General features: G+C 68.3%; 16 protein-coding genes and 2 pseudogenes. 12 read left to right on the plus strand and 6 right to left on the minus strand.

The annotated features are described in order from the left end of the window. Positions 1–218: 218 nt before the first annotated feature. The gene (locus tag FHR33_RS15925) at positions 219–710 is read right to left on the minus strand and encodes a DUF6194 family protein (protein WP_183647903.1); all 492 of its coding nucleotides are present in this window, start codon (positions 708–710) and stop codon (positions 219–221) included. A gap of 42 nt (positions 711–752) precedes the next feature. Here FHR33_RS15925 and FHR33_RS15930 point away from each other — a divergent pair, with 42 nt between their 5' ends. The 10 genes from FHR33_RS15930 to FHR33_RS15975 all read left to right on the plus strand — a co-directional run bounded on the left by FHR33_RS15930 (position 753) and on the right by FHR33_RS15975 (position 12124). Beyond that, a complete protein-coding gene (locus FHR33_RS15930; RefSeq protein ID WP_312895562.1) occupies positions 753–1478 on the plus strand; it encodes a MerR family transcriptional regulator in 726 nt (241 codons plus the stop codon). A 403-nt stretch (positions 1479–1881) separates the two neighbouring features. Continuing rightward, the gene (locus tag FHR33_RS15935) at positions 1882–3069 is read left to right on the plus strand and encodes a cytochrome P450 (RefSeq protein WP_183647906.1); all 1188 of its coding nucleotides are present in this window, start codon (positions 1882–1884) and stop codon (positions 3067–3069) included. Further along, positions 3066–3668 (plus strand): TetR/AcrR family transcriptional regulator, encoded by a 603-nt coding sequence (locus FHR33_RS15940; RefSeq protein ID WP_183647909.1) that lies wholly within the window; start codon positions 3066–3068, stop codon positions 3666–3668. Before FHR33_RS15935 ends, FHR33_RS15940 begins: the two co-directional genes overlap by 4 nt. A 303-nt stretch (positions 3669–3971) precedes the next feature. Further along, positions 3972–4172, plus strand: coding sequence for a ferredoxin (locus tag FHR33_RS15945; RefSeq protein WP_183647912.1), 201 nt, complete (start codon positions 3972–3974; stop codon positions 4170–4172). After that, the gene (locus FHR33_RS15950; RefSeq protein WP_183647915.1) at positions 4169–5326 is read left to right on the plus strand and encodes an NAD(P)/FAD-dependent oxidoreductase; all 1158 of its coding nucleotides are present in this window, start codon (positions 4169–4171) and stop codon (positions 5324–5326) included. Before FHR33_RS15945 ends, FHR33_RS15950 begins: the two co-directional genes overlap by 4 nt. A 328-nt stretch (positions 5327–5654) precedes the next feature. After that, on the plus strand, positions 5655–6254 hold the full coding sequence (locus FHR33_RS15955) for a TetR/AcrR family transcriptional regulator (RefSeq protein WP_183647918.1): 600 nt from the start codon (positions 5655–5657) through the stop codon (positions 6252–6254). A 293-nt stretch (positions 6255–6547) separates the two neighbouring features. Next, complete coding sequence (locus tag FHR33_RS15960) at positions 6548–8653, plus strand: prolyl oligopeptidase family serine peptidase (protein WP_183647920.1); 2106 nt, start codon at positions 6548–6550, stop codon at positions 8651–8653. A 387-nt stretch (positions 8654–9040) separates the two neighbouring features. Next, positions 9041–9655, plus strand: a complete 615-nt coding sequence (locus tag FHR33_RS15965; protein WP_183647923.1) for an RNA polymerase sigma factor — start codon at positions 9041–9043, stop codon at positions 9653–9655. Then, positions 9648–10916 (plus strand): CU044_5270 family protein, encoded by a 1269-nt coding sequence (locus tag FHR33_RS15970; RefSeq protein ID WP_183647926.1) that lies wholly within the window; start codon positions 9648–9650, stop codon positions 10914–10916. Before FHR33_RS15965 ends, FHR33_RS15970 begins: the two co-directional genes overlap by 8 nt. Positions 10917–11659: 743 nt before the next feature. Continuing rightward, complete coding sequence (locus tag FHR33_RS15975; RefSeq protein ID WP_183647929.1) at positions 11660–12124, plus strand: hypothetical protein; 465 nt, start codon at positions 11660–11662, stop codon at positions 12122–12124. A gap of 158 nt (positions 12125–12282) precedes the next feature. On the opposite strand, the gene FHR33_RS15980 is transcribed toward FHR33_RS15975, so the two are convergent. Then, complete coding sequence (locus tag FHR33_RS15980) at positions 12283–16434, minus strand: phospholipase A2 (RefSeq protein WP_183647932.1); 4152 nt, start codon at positions 16432–16434, stop codon at positions 12283–12285. Positions 16435–17397: 963 nt separating this feature from the next. Between FHR33_RS15980 and FHR33_RS15985 the strand changes: the two genes are divergently transcribed. Further along, on the plus strand, positions 17398–18543 hold the full coding sequence (locus FHR33_RS15985; RefSeq protein ID WP_183647935.1) for an epoxide hydrolase family protein: 1146 nt from the start codon (positions 17398–17400) through the stop codon (positions 18541–18543). A gap of 86 nt (positions 18544–18629) precedes the next feature. Here FHR33_RS15985 and FHR33_RS52620 read toward each other — a convergent pair whose 3' ends face one another. From FHR33_RS52620 to FHR33_RS16000, 4 genes and pseudogenes are all read right to left on the minus strand, one after another. Beyond that, positions 18630–18785: a hypothetical protein gene (locus tag FHR33_RS52620; protein WP_312896034.1), complete on the minus strand. Its 156-nt coding sequence runs from the start codon at positions 18783–18785 to the stop codon at positions 18630–18632. Between the two features lie 226 nt (positions 18786–19011). Next, positions 19012–19350, minus strand: a pseudogene (locus FHR33_RS52625) (transposase family protein); the annotation flags it as partial. A 58-nt stretch (positions 19351–19408) separates the two neighbouring features. After that, complete coding sequence (locus FHR33_RS15995; protein WP_183647941.1) at positions 19409–20314, minus strand: AraC family transcriptional regulator; 906 nt, start codon at positions 20312–20314, stop codon at positions 19409–19411. Positions 20315–21324: 1010 nt separating this feature from the next. Beyond that, complete coding sequence (locus FHR33_RS16000; protein ID WP_183647944.1) at positions 21325–22341, minus strand: alpha/beta fold hydrolase; 1017 nt, start codon at positions 22339–22341, stop codon at positions 21325–21327. A 540-nt stretch (positions 22342–22881) separates the two neighbouring features. On the opposite strand from FHR33_RS16000, the pseudogene FHR33_RS16005 reads away from it, so the two are divergent. After that, a pseudogene (locus FHR33_RS16005) lies at positions 22882–23598 on the plus strand (alpha/beta fold hydrolase); the annotation flags it as partial. Between the last annotated feature and the right edge of the window lie 190 nt (positions 23599–23788).

Raw genomic sequence — 23788 nt, forward strand, 5'->3', positions numbered from 1 at the left:
GCAGCTGACCGTTCCCGCAGCACGGATACGACGGACTTCGCAGCGCGTAGTAGGTCGCTACGGATCGGCATCGGACGCCACGCACGCCCGGCGTTGGGGGTGTCACGAAAACTCCCGGACCCGCGCATGGCCGGGTTCGCGGCAGTGATCATTGTGGTTCTCATCGCGTTGTGCCGTGTTCGCGGCGACCGCGCGAGCCGCGTGGTCGCCGGGGCTCATCAGTCGTGGGCGGGGCCGGCGCCGCCCCGAGCCTGGCGGCGCTCGACGCGGCGCTGATCGGCGAGGTGAGCTTCGTGGAGAGCCGCCAACGCGCGAGTCGTGGTGCGCGAGCCCGGGTTCACTACCGCGACCCAGCCGTATGCGCCGTAGAGCGGGTGTGGGAGGAACGTGTCCGTCTCGCTGAAGTCGACAGTCGATTCCTCGATCGACTCGGGCGGGTATCCGAGGAGGTCGGTGAACAGCTGTGATCCGACGTGGATGTTCAGGCGCCACCGGTCGGGCGCATCGAGGCGCGATTCGACGTCATCCGGGTAGTCCTTCGTGACGATCGTCGCGTAGGGCTGCCTGTTCCGCGGAACCTCGCCATCTGGGGCGTAGTAGAAGAAGAAGTCCCCCCAGGAGATCTCGGGGTGCTCGCTTCCTGATTGGGGTGCGAGCTCCAGCACACCGACGTAGCTCCTGATCTCTGTGAGAATCTGTTCCAAAGTCATGGTTCAAGTGTGAACTTGAAGTGCTTATGGAGGGTTGGGATCGTGGAAGCGACCATCGTGTCCGCGGCCCAGGCGTATACGACGAGCAGTCTGGCCGCAGCCACCGGCTATTCCGTCCAACAGATTCGCGACCTCGAACGCCTCGCCGTCATACCTCCCGCCATCCGGCAACCCAATGGGTACCGTCGCTTCGGTTCCGAGCACGTCACAGCCTTGCGCGCCTACCGCAATCTCGCGATCGCCGTCGGCCCGGTCGTGGCTCGCAGCACGATGCGAGAAGCACAGACCCTGCCGTATGACCAGGCGATCGCCAGTATCGTCGCACTTCACGTCGCACTGGCTCGGTCCCGTGACGACAGCATCGCAGCCCTCCAGGCGCTCGACGGCATCGTCGAGGAGGACACCCGCGACGCGGCGCCCACGCCCGCCGATTCGATGAGCATCTCGGAACTGGCGAACGCGATCGGCGTGCGCGCCTCCACGCTCCGCTTCTGGGAACAACAGGGCCTCGTCACCCCCGAACGCACCGCCGGGCTCAACGTGCGGCACTACCCGCTCGCAGCGATCCGGGAAGCGCGAATCGTTGCTGCGCTACGCGCCGGCGGCTACCGCATCCCCGCAGTACAAGCGGTGATGAGGTCCCTCCGGAGGATCAGCGACACCGACGACGTCCGCGCCGCGCTCCAGAACCGACTCCGGACAGTCGCGAGCCAATCAGAAGCGCTACTCCGAGCCGGCACCGACATCGCCGACCTGATATCGCGTTGAGCGGACCGGCCCTACCAGGCGTCCACAACCTTGCGGGTCAATACAGCTAGAAAGCGGCGCGGATCCGCTCCCTGCCGACGACCTCGACGCCGATGCGCGGCATCCGCAACACGCCGTCCTTGATGAACAGCACCGCGAAGCACTTGTGTCACACACGTGCCCGCGTCGGTGAACGACCGTGACAAGGGGATCAGCGGATGGCGGGTCGACCCGGCGAACCGGGTCGACCTCGACGAGCCGGTCATCACGGAAGCGTCAGCAACATCCTGATCAGCAAGCCCGTGCCTGCTCCTCACGCCAGGCCGGCTCAGCCCTCAACCTACGCAGCCTCTAAGTGTTAGGCCGCCTTTCAGTTATCTGCTACGTTGGGCCCCGACGATCTGATCATGGAAGGGGATACGGGATGACGGAGGCGCCGAAGTTGTCGCTGGAGATGCGGCGGGACGGACTCGACCCGGTCGAGGAACTGACCCGGGCTCGGGACGGTGAGGGTGTGGTGCAGGTGGTGACGCCGTTCGGCCAGCCCGCGTACCTGGTCCTCCGGCACGGGGATGTGCGCGAGGTGCTTTCGGATCCGACCCGGTTCAGCAACGCCGTGACACCGTTCGCCGCGGCCGGTGAGATGAGCCAGGAAGAGCAGGACAAGCTGCGGGCCGGGTTTCTGCTCGCGTTCGACCCGCCGGAGCACACCCGGTTGCGGCGGATGCTCACCCCGGAGTTCACCATCCGTCGGATGCGCCGGCTCGAGCCGCGCATCGTGGAGATCGTCGAGGCGGCGCTGGACGATCTGGAGCGGGCCGGCAAGCCGGCCGACCTGGTGTCGCACTTCGCGTTGCCGGTGCCGTCGCTGGTGATCTGCGAGTTGCTGGGAGTGCCGTACGCCGACCGCGCCGAATTCCAGGAACGTTCCGTTCGCCTGTTGGACATCTCGTTGCCGGTCGAGGAACAGACCGCGGCGCTGCGGGAGAACCGCGCCTACATGGCCGGCCTGGTCGCCCGCGCACAGGCCGACCCGGGCGAGGACATGCTGGGCATGCTGGTGCGCGAGCACGGCGACGATCTGAGCACCGACGAGCTCAACGGCATCGCGGCCCTGCTGCTGCTCGCCGGGCACGAGACGACCTCGAACATGCTCGGCCTGGGCACCCTGGCCCTGCTGCGACACCCGGACCAACTCGCCGTGATCCGCGAGGATCCGACGCGGGTCGAGCCCGCCATCGAGGAACTGCTGCGCTGGCTGTCCATCGTGCACTCGCCGTCACCGCGTACGACCACGACGGATGTGGAGATCGCCGGCCACGTCATCCCCGCGGGATCGCTGGTGCTCCTTTCGCTTCCCGCCGCCAACCGCGACGGTGGCCACATCGAGAACCCCGACACCCTCGACATCACCCGGGGCGCCCCCGGACACATCGCCTTCGGCCACGGCGTGCACCACTGTCTCGGCGCGCCGCTGGCACGAATGGAGATGCGCATCGCCTTCCCGGCCCTCCTGCGACGCTTCCCCAACCTCACACTCGCGGACGAGCAGGCCGACTTCCGGGTCTTCAGCACCGTCTACGGGTTGAACTCGCTACGGGTGACCTGGTGAGAGCCGACGCAGCCCGCAACCATGAGCGCATCGTCGGCGCCGCGGTCCTGGCGTTCGAGGAGATCGGGCCGCAGGCGACGCTCGAGGAGATCGCCGCACGCGCGAACGTGAGCGTGATGACGGTCTACCGCCGCTTCCGCTCGCGTGACCAACTCGTCCGGGCCGTCTTCGACCATGTCCTCACCACCGAGCTCCAGCCCATGACAGCGGTACACACCGACGACCCGTGGCAGGACCTCACCGGGATGCTCGAGGCCGTCACCGAGGTACTCGCCCGGCGGCGGGTCATCATCTCACTCGCCCACGAGTTCGTGACGTTCGCGAACGAGAGCACGCAGCTCTTCATGCAGGCCCTCGAACCCATGCTGTGCCGGGCCATCGACGCCGGCGTGGTGCGACCGGAACTGCTTCCTCGCGATCTGACCGTGATCACCGTCATGAACCTGGCCACGGTGCACCCGGGAGATCCCCAGGGCGAGGACCGCAGGCGCTACCTCGCGCTGCTCATCGACGGACTGCGCCCATCACCGGTCACCCTGCCCCCACCCTCACCGCATGACTTCTTCGAGCCACCCGGCGCCGACGAACCGGCGCCCTAACCACTCGAAGCTCAGAGCACCGATATCCCTCTCTCCAGAGCCGGCTCCATCTCGCCCGTGCCGGACTACACGCACTGGATGCCGCCGCGGCCCGCGACCGTGTCTTCGCCGGCGTTCACCTCGCCGGGCGTCGCGGCTCACCCCACCCGCTGGAGCACGTACGGCTTGCGTTCGTGCACGGAATGACCAACCTGCTGTGGATCGCCGCCGCCGTCGCGCGCTGCGGAATCGTCGTCGCCCTCGTTGGGCTGCCGCGCGGCTCCAACAGCGTTCCACCACCGAACCGACACCGAGGAGGCCGACATGGAAATAATCGTCGACCAGGACAAGTGCACCGCGGGCGGCCTATGCGTCATGGCCGCGCCGGAGGTCTTCGACCAGCGCGACGAGGACGGCATCGTGGTGCTGCTCGACGCCAACCCGCCCGCTGGCCACCACGAGGCCGTCCGCGAGGCCGTCATGATCTGCCCCGCCGCGGCCATCCGGCTGAAGGAGGATCGGTGAACGGTGTCCTGGTCATCGGCGCTTCTGTCGGCGGTCTCACCGTGGTGGAGGCGCTGCGCCGGAAGGGCTATGGCGGGCACATCCGGTTGGTCGGCGACGAACCGCATCTGCCCTACGACCGGCCACCGCTGTCCAAGGAGATCCTCACCGGCAGGTGGCCGATCGAACGGGCTCTGCTTCGCGACCGTGAGCAGTTGGACGACCTCGACGTCGAGTTGGACCTCGGCCGCCGAGCCGAACAGCTCGACCTCGAGGCCCGTACGGTGTGCCTCGATGACGGGCGCCACCTGCGGTACGACAGCCTCGTCATCGCCACCGGCCTGGCCCCACGCCCGCTGCCGTTCCAGCCGGCTGTAGCTGGCATACACACGCTGCGAACCGTGGACGACGCCCTCGCGCTGCGCCGGGAACTGCCCACGGCGCGGCGGGTCGTGGGCATCGGCGCGGGCGTGCTCGGCTGCGAGATCGCCGCCGCAGCCCGCTCCCTCGGCCGTCAGGTGACGCTGATCGACCCTCTGTCCGTGCCGATGGCCCGCCAGATCGGCGGGGAACTCGGCGCCCGCATCGCGGCGATGCACCAACGACGTGGCGTTCACCTGCGCATGGGAGCCGGTGTGTGCGGCTTCAACAGCGTGAACGGGCGCATCGGCGCGGTCGAGTTGGCCGACGGCGAGGTCGTCCCCACAGACCTGGCGGTCATAGCCGTCGGCTCCGTCCCGGCCACCGACTGGCTGACCAGCAGCGGACTGACGCTGAGCGACGGCATCGCATGCGACGCATACTGCCGCGCCGCGCCCGACGTCTACGCGGTCGGCGACGTGGCCCGCTGGCGCCACCCCGTCACCGGGGTGAGCACCCGCCTGGAGAACCGCACCAACGCCACAGAACAGGCGATCACCGTTGCCGCCAACATCCTGCGGGCCGATCGCCCCTACACCCCGACGCCGTACTTCTGGACCGATCAGTACGACACGAAGATCCAGGTCCACGGCGTCATCGCTCCCGACAGCCGCATCCGGTTGATCGAGGGCGACGCAGCCGCCGGGCGCTTCGTCGCCCTCGCGGAGAGCGGGGACACCGTCACCGCCGCGATCGGCTGGAACCATCCCCGCGGCGTCCGTACCGCACGCCGACGTCTGGTCATGGACCCCTGATCCCGGCGCGGCGGTCAGACCCGGCCCAACAAGAGCTGCTCGTCCTGGCTCACCGCGTAACGGCGACACCTACGCGCGCCCCTTCTTCGCCCAGGCGCGGAGGACCGTGGCGGCGGCCAGTGTGTCGCGACGGGTTTGGCTCCGCGCGGCCCGTCGGCGCGGTGGGGTGGACCGCCGAGGCCGTGCCGTACCGCTCCAGCAGGCTCTTCTGAGCCCGATCACCGTCGCCGGCCCGCTGACGCCCGCAGGCCACAGCCGCCTCCCGCCACGACGTCCGCCCTTCAAGAACACCATACCTGTGGTACCACACTTGAGGTAGTTTGCCTCCATGGCGAATAGAGATCGGCGAGACCGGCTACGGGACGCGGCCATCGAGGTGCTGGCCGAGCAGGGTGGACGCGGGCTGACGCACCGTGCGGTGGACGCTGCCGCGGGTGTGCCCCCCGGCACCACCAAGAACTACTTCCCGACCAGGCAGTCCCTGCTGCAGGCGATCGCCGGGCGGTGCGTCGAGCTCTACCGCGATCTCCCCAGACCGGCGATCACCGACCGGGCGACGCTCGTGGCCATGATGGGCGCGCTGCTGGCCGACGCCGCAGGCTCTGGCCGGCAGCGGCTGCTCGCCTACCTCGAACTCCATGCGGAGGCGGCCCGCGCGCCCTGGCTGGCCACCATCCTGGACGACATCGCGGCGGCCGACCTCACCGTCTTCGAGGAGGCGCAGGGGGCCGCCGGGCTAGCGGTCACACAGGAGCGTGCCGCCGCCGTCACCCTGGCCATGCAAGCCGCGATCCCGCACCTGCTCGCCGGCGGCCCCCACACCCTGGCGACCGCGGGCCTGGACGATCCGGACCGCTTCGCCCGCGACCTGCTGGACGCGGTCTACGGTCGAGAGGCACGGAGTGAGAAGTACGCTCATGGCCACTGACCCGTTCCGCGCCGTGGTCGCCGGCCGCCTCTGCCTCAACCTGCTTTCCTCGGCACGGGCCCGGGAATCAGCCAGGAGCGGCCGACCCGCCGCCACTCGACCTGCGGCACAGGCCAGGCCAGGCCAGGCCGGGTCGGGTCGGGTCGGGTCGGGTCGGGTCGGGTCGGATGTGGCCAGCTGCATGCGCTGCCGCGTCATCCACCTCGCATGGCCGAGCGCGACGGCACGGGGGGCGATCTCGGTCACCGTCACCAGCTCACCCGGCTTCGCGAGCGCCGCCTATGATCATGCAGATGAGTGACATCACCGGCCCGCCGATCGCCCGAGTGGACGTGGTGCGCGACGTCCACCACGGCATCACGCTCGAGGATGCCTACCGGTGGATGGAGGAGGACGGCGAGGAGTTCCACCGCTGGCTCGACGGCCAGGCCGGCCATGCCCGCGAGCAGCTGGACAGCCTGCCGCGCCGGGAGGAGTTGCTGACCCGGATCCGCGAGTTGGGCGGAGCGCTCTCGCAGTACTCGAACTTCACGCCGGCGGGCGACAGCATCTTCTACCTGGCGCGCGAACCGAACGCCCGCGTACCCGTGCTGATGGTGCGTGGGCCCGAGGGAGCGAGCAGGGTCCTGTTCGACCCGGACACCGTGCCCGGCGAGGCGCACCACGCCATCGACTGGTACGTGCCCTCCCCCGACGGCCGCCACATCGCCTGCGCCGTCTTCCCGTCCGGGTCGGAGGAGAGCACGATCCAGGTCATCGACGCCGGCTCCGGCGCCATCCTGGAGACGATCCCGCCCACGGCGCGCTTCGCCTTCCTGAGCTGGCTGGAGGACGGCCGGTCGTTCGTCTTCCACCGCTACGTGGCTCCCCCGGCGGGCGCCCCGCCGGAGGAGCGCCGCCTGGACAGCCGTTCCTTCCTGCACCGGCTGGGCACCGACCCGGCGCAGGACCAGGTGGTGCTGGCGCGCGGGCTCAACCCCCACGTCGAGCTGACCCCGCAGGATCGGCCCTTCCTGGTGGTGCCGCCGCACGGCGAGTGGATGCTGGCGATCGTCTCCCACGGCGCACTCGGCCCCTGGACCAGCGAGCAGTTGAGCGACTGCTCGCTGTACGTGGCGCCACGAGCCGGGCTCGCCGATCCGGCCACCTGCCCGTGGCGGAAGGTAGCGGGCGTGGCGGACGGCGTGACCGCCTTCGCCACCAGCCACGACACCCTCTACCTGGTCTCCCATCGGGACGCGCCCCGCTCCCACGTGCTGGCCGTTCCGCTTGCCGTACCGGATCTGTCCCGAGCCCGGGTGGTCGTGCCCGCGGGTGAGCGCGTGGTGGAGGCGGTGCGGGTCGTCGGCGACCGGCTGCTGGTGCGCGATCTCGACGGTGGCGTCCATCGGGTACGGCATGCGCCCCTGTCCGGCGGCGAGCCCGCCGACCTCCCGATGCCGGTGGAGGGCGCCATCTGGGAGTGGACCACCCACCCGGAACGGCCCGAAGCCCTGCTGCTGGCGGCCGGTTGGACAGACGCGCCGCGGCTCTACCGCTACGACGGCGAAACCCTCGAGGACACCGGGCTGGCGCCCCGCTCACCGGTCGACTTCGGCGGCGTGCACGCCCGCATCCTGCACGTGCCCGCGAGGGACGGAACACAGATCCCGCTCACCGTCATCCACCGCAAGGACCTGGAGCTGGATGGCGACAACCCGGCCCTGCTCACCGGCTACGGCTCCCATGGGGTCACCGACCTGCCGTGGTTCCGTCCCGAGATGCTCGCCTGGTACGAGCGCGGCGGCGTCTACGCCATGGCACACCTGCGCGGTGGCGGCGCCTACGGCCGGGAGTGGCACGAGGCCGGGCGCGGCCCGCGCAAGGAGGCCACCATCACGGACTTCATCGACTGCGCCGAGCACCTCATCGCCCTGGGCTACACCCGGCCGGGACGGCTGGCGGGCGAGGGCGTCAGCGCCGGCGGCATCCCCACCGGCGGTGCGCTGGTGCGCCGGCCGGAGCTGTGGGCTGCCATGGCGATGCAGGTGCCGACGGTCAACGCCACACGGATCGAGTTCAGCGAGAACGGGCCGATCAACGTGCCGGAGTTCGGCAGCGTCGCCACCTCGGACGGCCTGCGTGGCCTGCTGATCGCCGATGCCTACCTGCGGGTCGAGGACGGCGTGCCGTACCCGGCGGTGCTGCTGACCACCGGACGGCGCGACGCGCGGGTGCCGCCGTGGCAGCCGGGGAAGCTGGCCGCCCGCCTGCAGGCGGCCACGGCCTCCGGCCGGCCGGTGCTGCTGCGTGTCGAGGAGCATGGCGGTCACGGCGCCGGCTCGACCCGAGAGCAGGAACATGCCCTGCTCGCTGATGTGCTGGCCTTCCTGTTGCATGCTTTCGAGGGGTCACGATGAGTACGGCTGAGCAGCGGGCCCTTCGTCATGTCGCGTCGCTGTCGTCCGGCGGCCCGCTCGAACCCGGCCTGCGGGTGGCGCCCCCGAAGTGACCGCCTGGTGCCACCGTGCTGTCGCTGAGTACCTCGTGCCCGCCCCGCCCCAGGAGAGAACGACGACTACCTGCCATGATCGTTCTCGGCGATAGCGGGCGTCGGCCGGTTCCTCACCCTAGGAGTACGACCTGTGGCTGGACCGCAGGTCGGCAACTTCCCCCCGGTGTTCAGCCACGTCCCCGGTCCACACCTCCGAGGAGGGTGCGTCGGAGGCTCGTGAAGAGGAATCCGGGGTACGGCGGAACAATGGTGTGAACGAACATACCCCCGTAGCCGGCCGACGGGCGGGCGCATGACGGCCTGGCCGAGGGTCTCCCGCTCCCCGCAAGAAGTTGACGACGCCACGCTCGTCGAGCAGTCTCGCCGTTTCCCCGACCGGTTCGCGGTTCTCTACGACTGCTATTTCCCTGAGATCTACCGGTATGTGGCCGGGCGGCTGGGGACGCAGGTCGCAGACGATCTCGCCGCAGAGACGTTCCTTGTGGCGTTCCGCAAGCGGGAGAGCTTCGACGGGGCGCGCGGCCAGGTACGGGCCTGGCTCTACGGGATCGCGACCAACCTGGTCGCCCAGCACCGCAGAAGCGAGACCCGCCGCCTGCAGGCCCTGCAACGGACGCCGGTCGAGCGCGTGACGGACCCCGGCCACGAGGATCTCGTGGCCCAGCGCCTGGCTGCCGCCGGCGTGCAGGGCCAGCTCGCGTCCGCGCTGGCGGCGCTTTCCGAGGCTGACCGCGACGTACTGATCCTCACGGCCCTGGCCGGGCTCGGCTACGAGGAGATCGCCCAGGCCCTCGACATCCCCCCGGGCACCGTCGGATCCCGGCTCAACCGCGCCCGCAGGAAGCTTCGCGGTGCCCTCGGCGGCGTCAACCCGATGCACGAAGACCTTGGAGACGCAGATGGATGACCTGAACGCGGTGCGGGACCTGCTCTCCGCGCCCCCGCCCTCCCCGCAGGTGACCGCCGAGGGCCGTGCCCGGCTCGTCGCCTCCTTCACCGCCCAGACGACCACCCCGAACCCTCAGGTGAACTTTCACATGGCCACGCAGACCTCCCCTCGCTCGCGCCGGGCCGCAGCCGAGGCGGGGCGCCGCCGCGGGGCCCCGCGCACGGCTAGGTGGACGGCGCTCGGTGTGGGGCTGCTCGGCGCGGCGTCCGCCGTCATCGTGGTGATCACGTCGGGCACGGCCCCCGGCGGCCCGGACTCCACCACCCTCGCCCAGCGGCCCTCGGCGGACGCGTCCACCGGCTCGTCGGCACGGCCCGACGCGAAGCCGTCGGCCCGGCAGATCCTGCTTGCCGCCGCGACGTCGGTTGCGAAGACTTCTGCGAACGGCGACTACTGGGTGAACCGTGTCGTCAGCGGCAGCACGTTGCCCGCCCCGAACGGGAACTACCTGCTGGAGCAGACCTACTCCGAGGAGTTGTGGGCGTCCCCGGAGGCGGGCAAGCCCACCTGGCTGATCACCCAGTTCCTCGGGGCCAAGCCCGCCACCCCGGCGGACGAGGAGGCATGGCGCGCCGACGGCTCACCGAAGACCTGGACATACCCGGGGAAGCGCGTCACCAAGGGCGGTAGGTCCTTCGTGACGGAGAGTCAGACGGTCACCGCCGCCGCGGGCCCGCGCGAGGTCCGGAGGGAGGACGCCGGCGGGTCACTGGGCATGTTGACCAACGGCGAGCCGATGACCCCGGACCGGCTGGGCAAGCTGCCGACGACCCCTGAAGAGCTCCGGGACCACCTGGAGTCGGTCATCAAGAAGCAGGCCGCGGCCGGCAGCGTACCGCCCCTGGGCCACGGCCAGCACGCCGACCTGCGGCTCTACGACATGGGCGTGCACATCATCATGCGCTTCCCGGTGTCACCGAAGGTGCGGGCCGCCGCGTACCGGATGATCGCTTCCCTGCCCGGTGTGACGGCCGTCGGCGAGGTCACCGACCTGCTCGGCCGCCGCGGCCGGGCCGTCAGCATCCCGCGTACAACCGACACGGGCCAGTCGGAAGGCGTGGACCGGCTGGTGGTGGACGCCGAAACCGGGCTGCCATTGGCGCTGGAACACACCCACGCACCGGACCCGTCGAGGCAGGGTGCGGCCGGCTTCTCCTACGAGGCAGTCACAAAGACCGGCTGGACCGACGAGAAGCCCGACCTGCCCGCGAACAGCTGATCCAGGACACTCCTCGAGCGGTCAGCCAAGCACCGGCGCGTCGGAAGCTGTCCGGCCCGGCGGCGTCCGTACACCGCGACCTGCCGGATGACACTCCGGCGAGGTCCTCCCGGCGTTGGCAGGGAGGCGCGCCAGGCGGGGAAGCACCCTTGGTGGCGGGCACTGGTGACGGCTACCTGGCGGGGCGGTTCCCCGCCTGGAGGCGGCGTCGAGCACCGCACCGACTGCCGTGCGCAGCGCGTCGTCGTCCTCAACAGAACGCCAGTGCCGTCGGGCCTCGGGGCGCCAGTTCCGGTAGGTGACGGGGCGTTCGTCGGTGTCGACGAGAGCTCGGAGGCTGTGCAGGGCCGAAGCGACGCCGTCGGGATCCGCAGCCGCGATCTCCGCGAGCAGCACGAGCGGCTCCAGCCGCGTGGGGGGAGCCAACCGCTGGGTTCGGTCAGTCGATCGACCAAGGCCAGCAGGGCCGGGACGATCTCCTCCGCGCGTCCGCTGAGCTTCCACAGGACCGGTGCCAGGGCCAACGTGCGCTCGTGCCCCAGCTGCCGCGTCCGGTGCATCGCGCTCCGCAGACGGTCCGACACCAGGTCGGCGACCGCCGGATCAGCGATGGCAATCTCGGCAAGCGCGATCAGCGCCTGGGGGTTGTCGGCGTCCGCAGCCGTGCCCTGTGCGGGAGAGGCTGACAGTTTCAGCAGTTCGGGCACGACCTCATCGGTCTCTCCTGTGATCCGCCACAGCGCGTGCAGGTGACGCACCGACATCGCGGGACGCACGAGCAGCAGGTCCCGCACTTCCCGCCGCAACCGTTCCGCCTCCCGGCTGCCGCAGGTCCCAGCTCTGCGCAGCGCGATGAGGACGGGTTCGGCGTCTCCGGTCAGGCGCCAGTAGGCGACCGGGTCGATGTGCTCACGATCATGCTGTGCGAGGGGGCCGAGCATACGCCGCCGCCGCTGCTCTCGGCCGACGGCCACCGGCCCTGGAGCGATCACGGCGAGAGCACGGGCAGCCCATGGTCCGATCTCGCTGTCGAGAAGTTCGACCAGCTCAGGGACTACAGGAGCGCCCTCCGGATGCCATCGAGCAAGGACCAGAGGGTAGTGGAGCCGGTCGTGCCGACTCGCCATCTTGACCATCAGCGGAGCCAGCAGCACGTGCTGATGAGCGGCGAACGAAGTGGGAGCGTCACTCCAGGTCACGGCAGGTGACCGGGATCAGCTCGGAGCGCAGCTTCGGTCGGGACGATCGGGGCTGAGTCCGGCGGTCGCGGTCGTGGTAACGCCCTGCATGATGCGGGCGGGATCTGGTGCGGCGCCACGAATGGCTGGTGGCCCGGCGGAACGGCCGGGCCACCAGCCGGGCTGGGTCAGGTGCCTGGGTCGAAGTCGCCGTCCTCGTTCCACTGCCTGACCACCGTGTAGTACACGCCCGCTAGCGCGCGGCACTCGGGGTTGGCGTGCCGGATCTGCACATCACAGGCCCGGTACATGTCCGCCAGCATGAGCCGGTCAAGCCGCAGCTTCCTGTTGTAGTTCCATTTGCCGATCGCCTTGTAGTTGCGATATCCGAAGTCGTGCCGTGCGCACGAGCTGCGCCAGTCGACGCGCTGGTAGGGAATCAGCCGCAGCACCGGCCGGTCGACGGCCCACGAGCACAGGTCGTTGCTCCAGTCGAAGTCGTAGCCGTCGTACAGGGTGCCGGCGGGGCTGGGATACACCGACAGCCAGGTGTTCCAGCTGGCCGTGGTGTTCTCGGTGAGGGAGGCCAGGGCCCACTCAGTCGTGGGCAGGATCCGTACGGTCTCCACTCCCGAGTGCGGGCCCTCCCCTGCCATGTTCACGGCCGACACCTTGGCCTGGTACCGGCCGGGCGGCAGATACTTCAGGTCGATGGAAAGATTGGCGATCGGGTACTTAGCCTTGGTCCAGCTGGTGCTGCCGTATGGACGGTAGTACAGCCAGTAGAAGACGTGATGGTTGATGGGACCTGGCAGGACCCAGCTCAGGTGGGCGTACCCGATCCGGGAAGACCCGGTGGGAGTGCTGGGCTGTGGGGGCAGCGAGACCCGAGGGCCCCCGGTGACGGCGGCACTGGGCTGGCTTTCCCCCGCGGCGTTGAGGGCGACGATCCGGAAGTCGTAGTTGTAGCCGTTCCACAGGGGATAGGTGATGGTCGCTTCGTTGGACACCGCCGGGTAGTTCAGCCGGTACCAGGTGCCGGTTCCAGCCGATTTGAACTCCACCCAGTAGAAGTCCTCGGTGGAGTTGCGCGTCCACTGCAGTTCGACGCCGTGGTCCCTGCTCGCGATCGTGAGCCCTGTCGGGCGCGAAGGCGGTGAGGATCCGGGGGCCGCCCTGACCACGTTCGTCGGGGAGCTGGCGCCGGTCTGGTTCTCCGCTACGACGCGGAACTCGTACTCGAAGCCGTTCCACAGCGGCTTGGTCACCCGGTAGGTGGTGTCGAGGGTCGGGTACGGCAGGTTGTACCAGGTGCTCTTGCCGACGGAACGGAACTGCACCCAGTAGTAGACGGCAGGGTGGTCCAGGCTGTTCACCCAGGCCAGGTCCACGTAGCCGTTGCCCCTCCCGGTGACCGTCAGGCCCGACGGTGGCCGGGGCAGTTCAGCCGCAGCCGCCGCCGCGAGCTTCTTTGTGGGGATGGCCGTCGGGTTGAGCATCGCGGCAGGGCTCGCCACCGCTGCGGCACCTTGGATGGTGACGCGTACGGGGTCGGAAGGAAGCCCGTCTCCGGCGCTGTTGGTTCCTGTGATCCTGAAGTCGTACTGGTGTCCTGCGGTGAAGGGACCCACGTGCGCCGCGGGACCCGTCGCCGGGTACTCCAGCCGCGTGTCGGTGCTCTGGCCGGCGGTGATGTCACGGTAGCTGACCCAGTAGAACGCGCCGTCGATCGGCGTCCAGGCGAGCTTGACGGTGCCGTCCGCCTGAGCCTGCGCCGTCACGCCGGTGACCTTCGCGGGCTTGGGCGGTTGGGGCTTGGCCTGTACCGTGTCGCTCGCCGTACCCTCGCCCGCCTGGTTGATGCCCGAGACCTTGTATTCATAGGTGTGGCCGTTGGCCAGGCCTTCCAACGAGGCCGACAGCACCGAGGTCGGATAGGGCAGGCGGGTGAACCCGCTCTCCCCTGCCGTGATGTCACGCTGGTAGACCCAGTACATCTGCGCGCCGACCGGTGGTGTCCACGTGAGCTTGACCGTGCCTGAGCCTGCTTCGGCCTTCAGCCCGGTCGGCGCGCCGGGCGGGGTGACCTTCGCGGTGGCGGTGACGACCGCGCCGGCGGGGCCTTCGCCGCCGTCACCGACCGCCGCGACCTTGAACTCGTAGACGTTGCCATCGTGCAGGTCATTCAGCGTGGCGGTGGTCGCGCCGAAGGGCTGGTGGTAGCGGGAGAACTGCTCGTGCCCGAAGGTGACGTCCCTGCGGTAGACCCAGTAGCTCTTGGCCCGCTCAGCAGCGCTCCATGACAGCTTGATCGAGCCGTCGCTCTGCGGGGTGGCCGTCAGGCCGATCACGGCTGCCGGTGGCGCGAGCCGTACCGTGGCAGTCGCGACCGCGCTCGGCGGGCCTTCGCCACCGTCGTTGGCCGCGGTCACCTTGAACTCGTAGGTGTGGCCGTTGAACAGTTCGGTGAGAGTGGTGGTCTGGCCGCTCACCGGGAAGGGGTGGCGGGTGAAGCCCGTCGCGCCCGAGGTCACGTCCCGTAGGTGGATCCAGTGGTTCACGGCGCCGCCCGGCGGGGCCGTCCAGGCCAGCTTCACAGAACCGTCGGCCAGCGCGGTCGCGCTGAGGTTCCGCGGTGCGGCGGGCGCCTGGAAGGCCACCTTGGCCTGCACGAGGTTCGACGGCGGGCTTTCGCCCACCTGATTGTAGGCGGTCACCTTGAACTCGTAGGTATGCCCGATCTGGAGGCCGACGATGGTCCCGGTGACGGCGTAGGGGTCGTCGAGCGGGTGTTCGGTGAAAACGGTCTCGCCCTCGGTGACGTCCCTGCGGTACAGGCGGTAGTTCGTTCCGGGCTCGGACATGGTCCAGGCCACCTTGACTTCGCCCGCCTGGCCCGCCGTCGCTGTGAGCCCGGTGGGCGCCGGCGGTACGGCCAGCCGGCCCGTCGCGCTGGCGGGTGTGGAGGCCGGCCCCTCCGTACCGTTCTGGTTGATGGCGCGGATTTGATAGGCGTAGGTGTGGCCGTCCCTGACGAAGGGGTCACCGTACTGCGTGGACGTGGCGGGGTTGCCGGTTCTGGTGAAGTGCGTCTGTCCGAGAGTGAGGTTCTTCTTGTACACCCAGTAGTTGAGGTTGGTACCGCTGGGCGCGCTCCAGGTCAAATGGTTGATACCGTCGCTGCCCGCGCGCACCTTAAGGTTGGTGGGAGCGCCCGGCGCCGGGGTGGGGTCCGACACCTTGGGCGGCCAGGCGATCTCCTTGAACCTGGGCCGGTAGATCCGCACGTCCCGGTAGTGATCCTCGCCGTTCCAGGCGTTGACGTCGTAGGAAAGGAACAGCTCGCCCGGATCGGCCAGCTCGGGGTGGTGACGGCCGACGTAGATGAACTGCGATCTGTTGCTGACCTCGGGCTCGGGGGCCTCGTAGAGGTAGGTGGGCCCGGAGAAGGGACCGGTCGGCGAGTTGGCCGCGTAGGCCACGATCCAGCCGCTGAAGACGTCGTTGTTCTCCTGCGTGACCATGACGTACTGGCTGCCGATCTTGCTGACCGACATGCCCTCGCCCACCCCGCTGTGCAACCTGGCCGAGTCGGACTCCCTGTCCGACCAGCCGGATCCCGTCCAGTACTGCCAGGGTCCGCCCAGTTCGCCTGCCGGAGCGCGGGCCACGTGCGCGAACTTGGCGCCTTCCGCGTACTCGCTGCCGTAGATGTAGCTGAAGCCGCCCTCTTCCAGAAGAGCCGACCCCCAGCCCATGTCGGCGTTGACCGGGAGCATCCGTACCGAAGAAAGTGTCAGGTCGGGCAGCGTGAACGTGGCCAGGGCGGTGCCCTGCCTGGCGAATCCCAGGGGCGGGTTGTCCTCGGTCTTGATGTACCTGCCGTAGATGACCTTGAGCTGGTTTCCCTCGACCGTGCCGTCGCCGACCCAGAAGAAGTCGTCGGCGTGTTCTGGGGTGTCCACCAGCGCGGTGGGCGCCTGGGCGGTTCCGCCGTGCAGGGTGGGGCCGAGCGTCGTGCCGCTCTGCACGACCATTGAGTTGTTGATGAACGGGGCGTCGCGCGGGCGGGAGAAGTCGGCGTTCACCTCGCCCAGGAAGGTGTCCGCGTAGATCCAGGCGATTCGCCCGTCAGGCAGCGGGATGGTGACGGTGGCGTCGCCGCCGGTCCAGTGCCCGCCCTGGTTGCCGTAGGCACCCCACATCACGGCCATGTCGGTTGCCGGGATCGTGGCGGCGGCCACCTGGGTGTTCGCGGAGGCCGGCGCGGGCGCCACCACCGGCGCCAGGAGAAGGGCCGTGGACAGGAAGGTCGCTAGTAATCGTCGAATTCTGGGCATGGGGCAGCTCCGGATGGCGTGAATCGGGGGGTACCAGAGGAGGTGAGCGGATCTGAACCAGAGGCTAAGGGATCTTTCCCGTCGACGAGAAGACCTTTGTTCTGATTTCTCAGGATGTCCGGACAAAACGCCCGTCGTTGACCTTTCCCTCGGGTGAAGCGGCAGGCTCATCGGCACCGGCTGGGGTGGGGAGAAGTGGTGCGACTGCTGACGATCGGGACGTTCGCGCAGGTCGCGAGGCTCTCGCCGAAGGCGTTGCGGCCCTACGACGAACTCGGGCTGCTGGCGGCCGGCCGCGGTGGACGGCGAGTCCGGATGCCGGTTCTACGATCCGGCGCAGCTGGAGCGGGCCCGGTTGATCGCCTGGCTTCGGGCGGCTGGGCATGTCGTTGGCGCGGATCGGGTGGATCGTGGTCTTGGCCACGACGCGGGTCTCGTCGGCGATCTCCTTGCGCCGTTCGGCGTCGTCCGGAACCGACCGTGCGGCCCAGTGCTTCTTGGCCTGGCACGGCCAGATCGTGCATCCGGGCGCAGGGCGTGGCCGGGCCATCCCAAGAGCGCATTTGGTGCTGCGCTATATGGATAGCCGACGCCATGGAACTTTCATATGCTCCACTCCCAAGTAACAGCAGCGAACAACACGAAAGCTCCCGGTCTCCAAACATTCAGCCGCTCACCGCTTCGGGTCGTCAGGCGCCGCTCGCCCGGGAAGGAGCCTGTGACGAGACTGATCGTGGAAGTGCGCGCAGTAGTGCGGCACCCGTTGTAGTCATATTGCTCTCATCGCCCGGGCCGGCCGATTGAATTCTGAGCACATCAGAATGGCTCACGCCGCAATCAGTGCGGGGGTCCATGTGCCAACCTGAACGCAACGGCCGATTCACCGCAGCCGAAAAGGTCCTCCGAGACAAACGGCCGCCACCTTCTTGGTGCAAGTATTCCGGTTTTGGAAGGAATAGTTTGATGATCAACCCGTTCCGCATCGACATCCCGCAGGACGAGCTGGATGACCTACGAGACCGGCTCGCCCGTACCCGCTGGAGCGCCGAGATCGGTGGCCAGGGTTGGAGCCGCGGCGTCCCGACCGGCTACCTGCGGCAGCTCGCCGCCTACTGGGCCGACGGCTACGACTGGCGCAAGCACGAGGCCAGGCTGAACGACCTGCCCCAGTTCACCACCGATATCGATGGACAGACCATCCACTTCGCGCATATTCGCTCTCTCGAGGCCGAGGCCACCCCGCTGATGCTCATCCACGGCTGGCCCGGCTCGATCGCCGAGTTCCTGGACGTCATCGGCCCTCTGACCGACCCGCGCTCCTACGGCGGCGCCCCTGACGACGCTTTCCACCTGGTGATCCCCTCTTTGCCCGGGTTCGGCTTCTCCGGTCCGATGTGCGATGCGGGCTGGACGCACGGCCGCATCGCCGGCGCTTTCACCGAGCTGATGCACCGGCTCGGCTACTCTCGCTACGGCGTGCAGGGCGGCGATGTCGGCGCCTTCGTCGCCCCGGCCATGGGCCGCCAAGATTCCGAGCATGTACTCGGCGTGCACGTCAACGCCCTGGTCACCTTCCCGATCGGGGCCGACGGTGAGATGGACGGCCTGACCGAGTCCGAACAGGAGCGGCTGGCGCGCCTGGAGCACTGGCAGCAGGAACAGAGCGGCTACGACAAGCTCCAAGGCACCCGCCCGCAGACCCTGGGACACGGCCTGAACGACTCCCCAGCCGGCCAGCTCGCCTGGATCGTCGAGAAGTTCAAGGAATGGACCGACAGCGCCGCCGACCTACCCGAAGACGCCGTCAACCGCGACGCCATCCTCACCGACGTCAGCATCTACTGGTTCACACAGACCGGCGCCTCCTCGGCCCACCACTACTACGAGGCCCACCACGACCCCTCGGCCTGGGCGCCACGCGAACCCGGGACCGTGCCCACCGGCGTAGCGGTCTCCCTCACCCAGGACGTCGCCATCCGTCGCTTCGCAGAACGCGATCACAACGTCGTGCACTGGACCGAATTCGAGCGCGGTGGACATTTCCTGGCCATGGAACAGCCCGGCCCGTTCGTCGCCGACGTGCGCGAGTTCTTCCGCTCCCTGCGCTGATCGTCCGTACCGCCGCCTCACACCGGTGGCGGCGGTACGCGAGAACTCCGGGCCATCCGATCTCCGATGATGTCTTCATCGTTGATCTACGGGTTGCGCACAGAGACAAGCATTCCGCCAGGCAGGCAGCTCTTGCCCGTGGGCCTGTGGGTGTAGGGATGCTCCGCCATCGCCGGCGGGACCTTGGCGCCGTCGATGGTGATGCCGAGCGCGACCACGCAGGTGGCCTCGCCAAAGTGCACCCGTCCGCCGTGAACGCGACCAAGTCCAGGGCTTCGATGCTCGTGCGCGGTGACCGCGGATCAGGGCGGCGAGCTGGGCGTGGTGACGATCTGCCGGGCGTGGGCGTGCTGGTTGTGCAGGGCGTTCATCGTGATCTTGAGGTCCGGCTCGGGCACCGGGGGCGTGAACACGGGATGGCAGGCGGCAGTGTCGAAGGCGTCGCCGTCCAGGCGGGACGAGTAGCCGTCCCAGTGTGCTGGCGGCCGGCCGTATGGTGCCGGGTAGGCCGGCTCGGGCGCGCAGGTCTGGCTCGTATCCGGCGATGAACCGGGTGATCTTCGTCAGGGAGGTTGCTCCGCCGAGCAAGGCGAGCAGGGATAACGCCAGCGGGCCGAGCCGGTGGCGGCGTCCCCGGCGGCTGCGTGGGTCCGGGATCGTGTCCAGGACTTCGGCCAGGGTGGGGAGACCGGGTCGGTCGGCGACGGTGACGTGCTCCAGGTGGCGGGCGAGCACACCGATCGGGGATGATGGCGTGCGAACGCGGCCCCTGTTCTTGATCGACTGGCTCGGACAAGCGACGATCATTGGGGTCGTCGATTGTCATCTGCAGCCCTGATTGCGCGGCGAGGTCAGGCGTGAGGCCTCACCGTGACCCGTGAAGGGTGCTGGAGGGCGATCGGCCATATGTCTCCCTGTAGAGGCAGGAGAAGCGGCCCAGATGCGTGAAACCCCAACGCAGGGCCACTTCGGTGACAGTGGTCCGAGTACCTGTCTGGGCGATGCGCACCAGGTCGGCATGGGCGTGCGCCAGTCGCACCTGGCGCAGGTAGGCGAGAGGCGTGGTTTGCAGGTGATTGCGAAAATCGCGTTGCAGGGTGCGGACGCTCACCCTGGCCGCGGTGGCGATGTCTCCTAGAGTGATCGGTTCAGCGGCGTGTTCTTCGCAGAAGCGGCGCGCGCGTCGAAGTGCTGCGGGGGTCGCTGGGGCACTGGGGTCACCGATGTCGGCAGAGTAGGTATGGGGCTGTGAGCCGACCAGAGTATGCAGCAAAAACTGCTCGAAATGGTGTTCGGCGAGAGATGAAGCCGCAAAGGGAAACGATTGGCCTGCCGTAGCCGGGCGGGAAAGTGCGGTGAGTACTCGACCCAGGGGGCTCTCATCGATGACTTGCGGCTCGAAGTACATATCCTTTTTCGAGGCATCACCGAGCTGATCCTCAAGGACCCGATCGATGAGCACCTCAGGAATCTGGATGATCACGACATCGTGATCGACGCTCCAGTTCATGTCGATGCGCTGCCGCGGGCCGATGATGGTAAGCGGTGCAGCGACATCCTGGCCCCCGACCATTAGTCGTCCACCACCGATCAGCGGCACATGAATGTTGTAGAACTCGGGCAGCTCTGGTACTTCGACCCGGATTTCCGCCCCGTACGCCAGTGTGTGCAAGACGATGTTCCCGCGGTGTAAAAGCCTGTACCGGCCACCGTCTGGATGAGTTTTGATGACCTTGAGGCCGTGCGGCGAGAAGTTCTGCGAGACCTGCACCCGCATTTCCTCTACGTCGCCTCTGAACATCGAGTCATGCGCGGATGAACCCGGAAGGCTTACCAAGCTCCGTGATCTCACTTCATTCATGGTCTGGATCCCCCGCTCCCGTCGGCTGGACCTAGCCAATTGGCCGGACAGAGGCCTGTCAAGCGATCTGGCCTGTGTATTCTCCGCTTCGATCTGATCTATGTTAACCGATTAGATCTCCGCAAATGGAGTCGCAAGTTGTCCACGACGTGCCGCCGCCCGCAGCGCTCGACGATTGATGTTCACCCTGGGAGGACGTTGGCAGCGGGGCGCGGTGAGAACTGTCGGCCGACTGCGATGACCGCAGCGACGGCAAAAGATCGAAGGCGTGGAAGCGCATTTCGCCTCTTCAGACATGGGCAGCCGACGGGCTTGCCGGCTGCCATCCCGGGCGCGCTTTCTCCTTGTTCTCGGGTCATTGACCGGGAACGTCTAAGGCCGTGCCGCAGATCTGCGCAGGGGGCCGTTCCGTTCCGCCCCCTCTCGAATTCGACGACCAGCGCGTAGGACTGCAGTAGTAGTGCTGGGCCAAGCCCTGTCGGCCGGGCGTCGTCAACCTTCCACCCAGCCAGTGCACCGCGCGGGCGGCGGTCGACAGCAACTGCTGAGGGCTTGCTCGGTGCGGAAGCGGCCCCGGCACAGCGCGGCCACGTCGTCGCGCAGGTACTGGATCAGCCTGTGCGGCCGTGCTGGCCCCGTCGGTGATCACGGCGAGGCGGCCGGACACCTTGGCGAACACGCACACGCCGACCCTAAGCGAGCTACAGCCGCTCGCCCGTTGACATAGGAGTGTCAGGCCGGGGGAACCGTCCGGAGCGAACAGCACGAAAGCCGAACCTAGAAGTCCAGGTCAGAGCCTCGTTAAGTTCTGGCACCGGACAGGCACCGAACCGCTCCTGGAAGTCGCCGGGGTGTGGATCAGCGCCCACGACTGCCCGCCCCTTTCACCCGGGCACCCGGACGACGGTTTCGGCCCTTGACTAGACCCCTCTCGCGAGCAGTTCCTTGAGCGCGTTGTCGATGAACTTCGTGTCCACCGGGTTGAGTCCGCCTCCGGCGAAGTGCCCCCACGAGCCGGGAATGGTCCGCAGTTCCGCGTTGGCCATGTGGGCGACCTCCCACTCGTTGTCCTCAGGCGGGAAGTAGAGATCCTGCTGGGCCGGCATGACGATCGCCGGCGCGCGGATCGCCGCGAGTGCCTCCTCGACGCCGCCGAACCCCGGGGTCTTGCCGATATCGGCGTTCTGCCAGGTCCAGAGCATGGCAAGGAGGTTGTTCGCGTCGCGCTTGACGAACAACCCCTCCCAGAAGCCGACGAGGAAGTCCTCCAGGGAGCCGTAGCCGAGCGGCTCACGCTCGTAGATCTTCTCCCGGTAGAACTGCTGGCAGAAGCCCCAGCCGGCGTAGACGCGGGCCATCGCCCGCAGCCCGACCCCCGGCTGCTCGCGGTACCAGCCGTTGTTCCACCCCGCGTCGGCGGTGAGCGCGGCTTTGACGCCCTCGAGGAAGACGATGTTGTGAATGCTGGTCTTCGCCGAGCCGCAGAAGGGGAGTATCCGCCGGACCGTCTCGGGGTAACTGAGCGCCCACTGGTAGGTCTGCCCGGCACCCATCGACCAGCCGGTGACGAGTTCCAGCCGCTCGATGCCGAACCGCTCGGTGATGAGACGGTGCTGGACCCGGACGTTGTCGTACATCGTCACGTTCGGGAACCGTGGCCCGTCGTGCGGCGGCGGGGTGTTGCTCGGCGACGACGAGAGGCCGTTGCCGAACATGTTGGGGATGACGATGAAGTACCTCGACGGATCGAGCGCCATGCCCTCGCCGATGAGCCATTCGTTGTCATAGTGCTGGCCCGAGTACCACGTCGGATAGACGATCGCGTTGCTCTTGTCAGCGTTGAGCTCGCCGTAGGTCTTGTAGGCCAGCTTGGCGTCGCGCAGCGTGGCGCCGTTCTGCAGTTGGATGTCACCCGGTTCGAAGAGGTCGTAGTCCATTGGAGGCCTCCTTGCCGATCGCCGATCTCGGCACCCCATTCCTCTGGCCGCAGTTTCACAGTAATCCCCACGACAGGGCGTCAGGGTGAGCAGGGTGACGGGGAGCGTGGACACGCGCTGTTGCCACGCCTCACAGTCGCGTGGCGACCGCGACAGCCGGTCGAGCAGCGGCCTTCAATGTGTCGCCCGCGCGCAGCAGCCGCAGCGCCCGGTCGAGCTCGGGCCGAGACGCTTCCGCGCCACTCGCCTTGTCCAGATGGATGTGGTCGCAGTCGACACTGGCCCGCAGCAGGGCATCGATCTGGTAATCGAAGTCTGGCCGGCGGTGGACACCCGGGCCTATCCGCAGAGCATGTGTCGGAATCTACCGACCCGATCGGTCATCGACATTGAAAGTCGACATGGCTTCTCGACACATGCCAGCTGCGGCTCCGCGATCGGCTCGGCCAGTGTCGACGGACGGTCGTTTCCCGACACTCACGAGCGTCTACGGGCCTGCCGTTGTGCCGGCCGAAATCGCGCGGATAGCTCGTCCACGGGTCGGCCTCCTCGACCCGCTCGTGGGACCCGATGGTTCCGCTGCTGACCAAGTCCCATCGCGTCATCCGGATCGACCTGCTCGGGCACGGCCGGTCCGCCAAACCGGCCGGCCCCAGTTATGCGATCCCGGACCAGGCACGTCGAGCCGCCGTGGCACTGGACCGGCTCGGCGTCAAGCGCGCCATCGTGGCTGGTCATTCCAGCGGCGGCTGCAGCGCCACAGCCCTCGCCGAACAGCGACCCGACCTGGTGACCGCGCTCGCGCTCATCAACACCGGACCCAGCCTGGACGCCTTCATCGCACCGCAGTCCGCCGCAATCGCACCCTCGCAGTGGCCGCCGACCGACGAGCAGATCCGCCGGTTTGCGAGCACCGGTTTCAGCCGCGCCGGCTACCAGATCCCACGCGAGCTCCTGAACGAGGTGCACGCTATGACCTACCACACGCTCACCATGACGATGGGGGCCACCCGCGACTACATGGAGCAGCAGGCGCTTCCGGATCGGCTGATGGTCCTCGGTAAGCCGCTGCTGGCGATCTTCGGCGAGGACGACCGCAGATGGCGATCCTCCTCCGCCGCCGACTACCGCGCTGTTCCGGGCGCGACAGTCGAGTTGCTGCCCGGTCTCGGACACTCACCCATACTCGAGGATCCGCCGCGGACCGCCGCACCCCTCCTGGCCTTCACCGCGATCCACGCCGCGCAGGCGGACTGAACGAGACGATGAGCCGTATCCATTCTGATCAGGCGGTTGGTGGTGGCATTCGGTCCACCTCGATCGTCTCGGGCGGGCCGCGGCGTACTCCATCCGGGCGTCGATTGGCAGGAATGCAGCGCTTTTTGGCTCCTTGGGATCTAGTGCCCAATATCTTACTACGCTACTTTGCCAGAAAGCACATTAACTG

The organism is Nonomuraea dietziae (assembly GCF_014195505.1).
Lineage (GTDB): Bacteria > Actinomycetota > Actinomycetes > Streptosporangiales > Streptosporangiaceae > Nonomuraea > Nonomuraea roseola.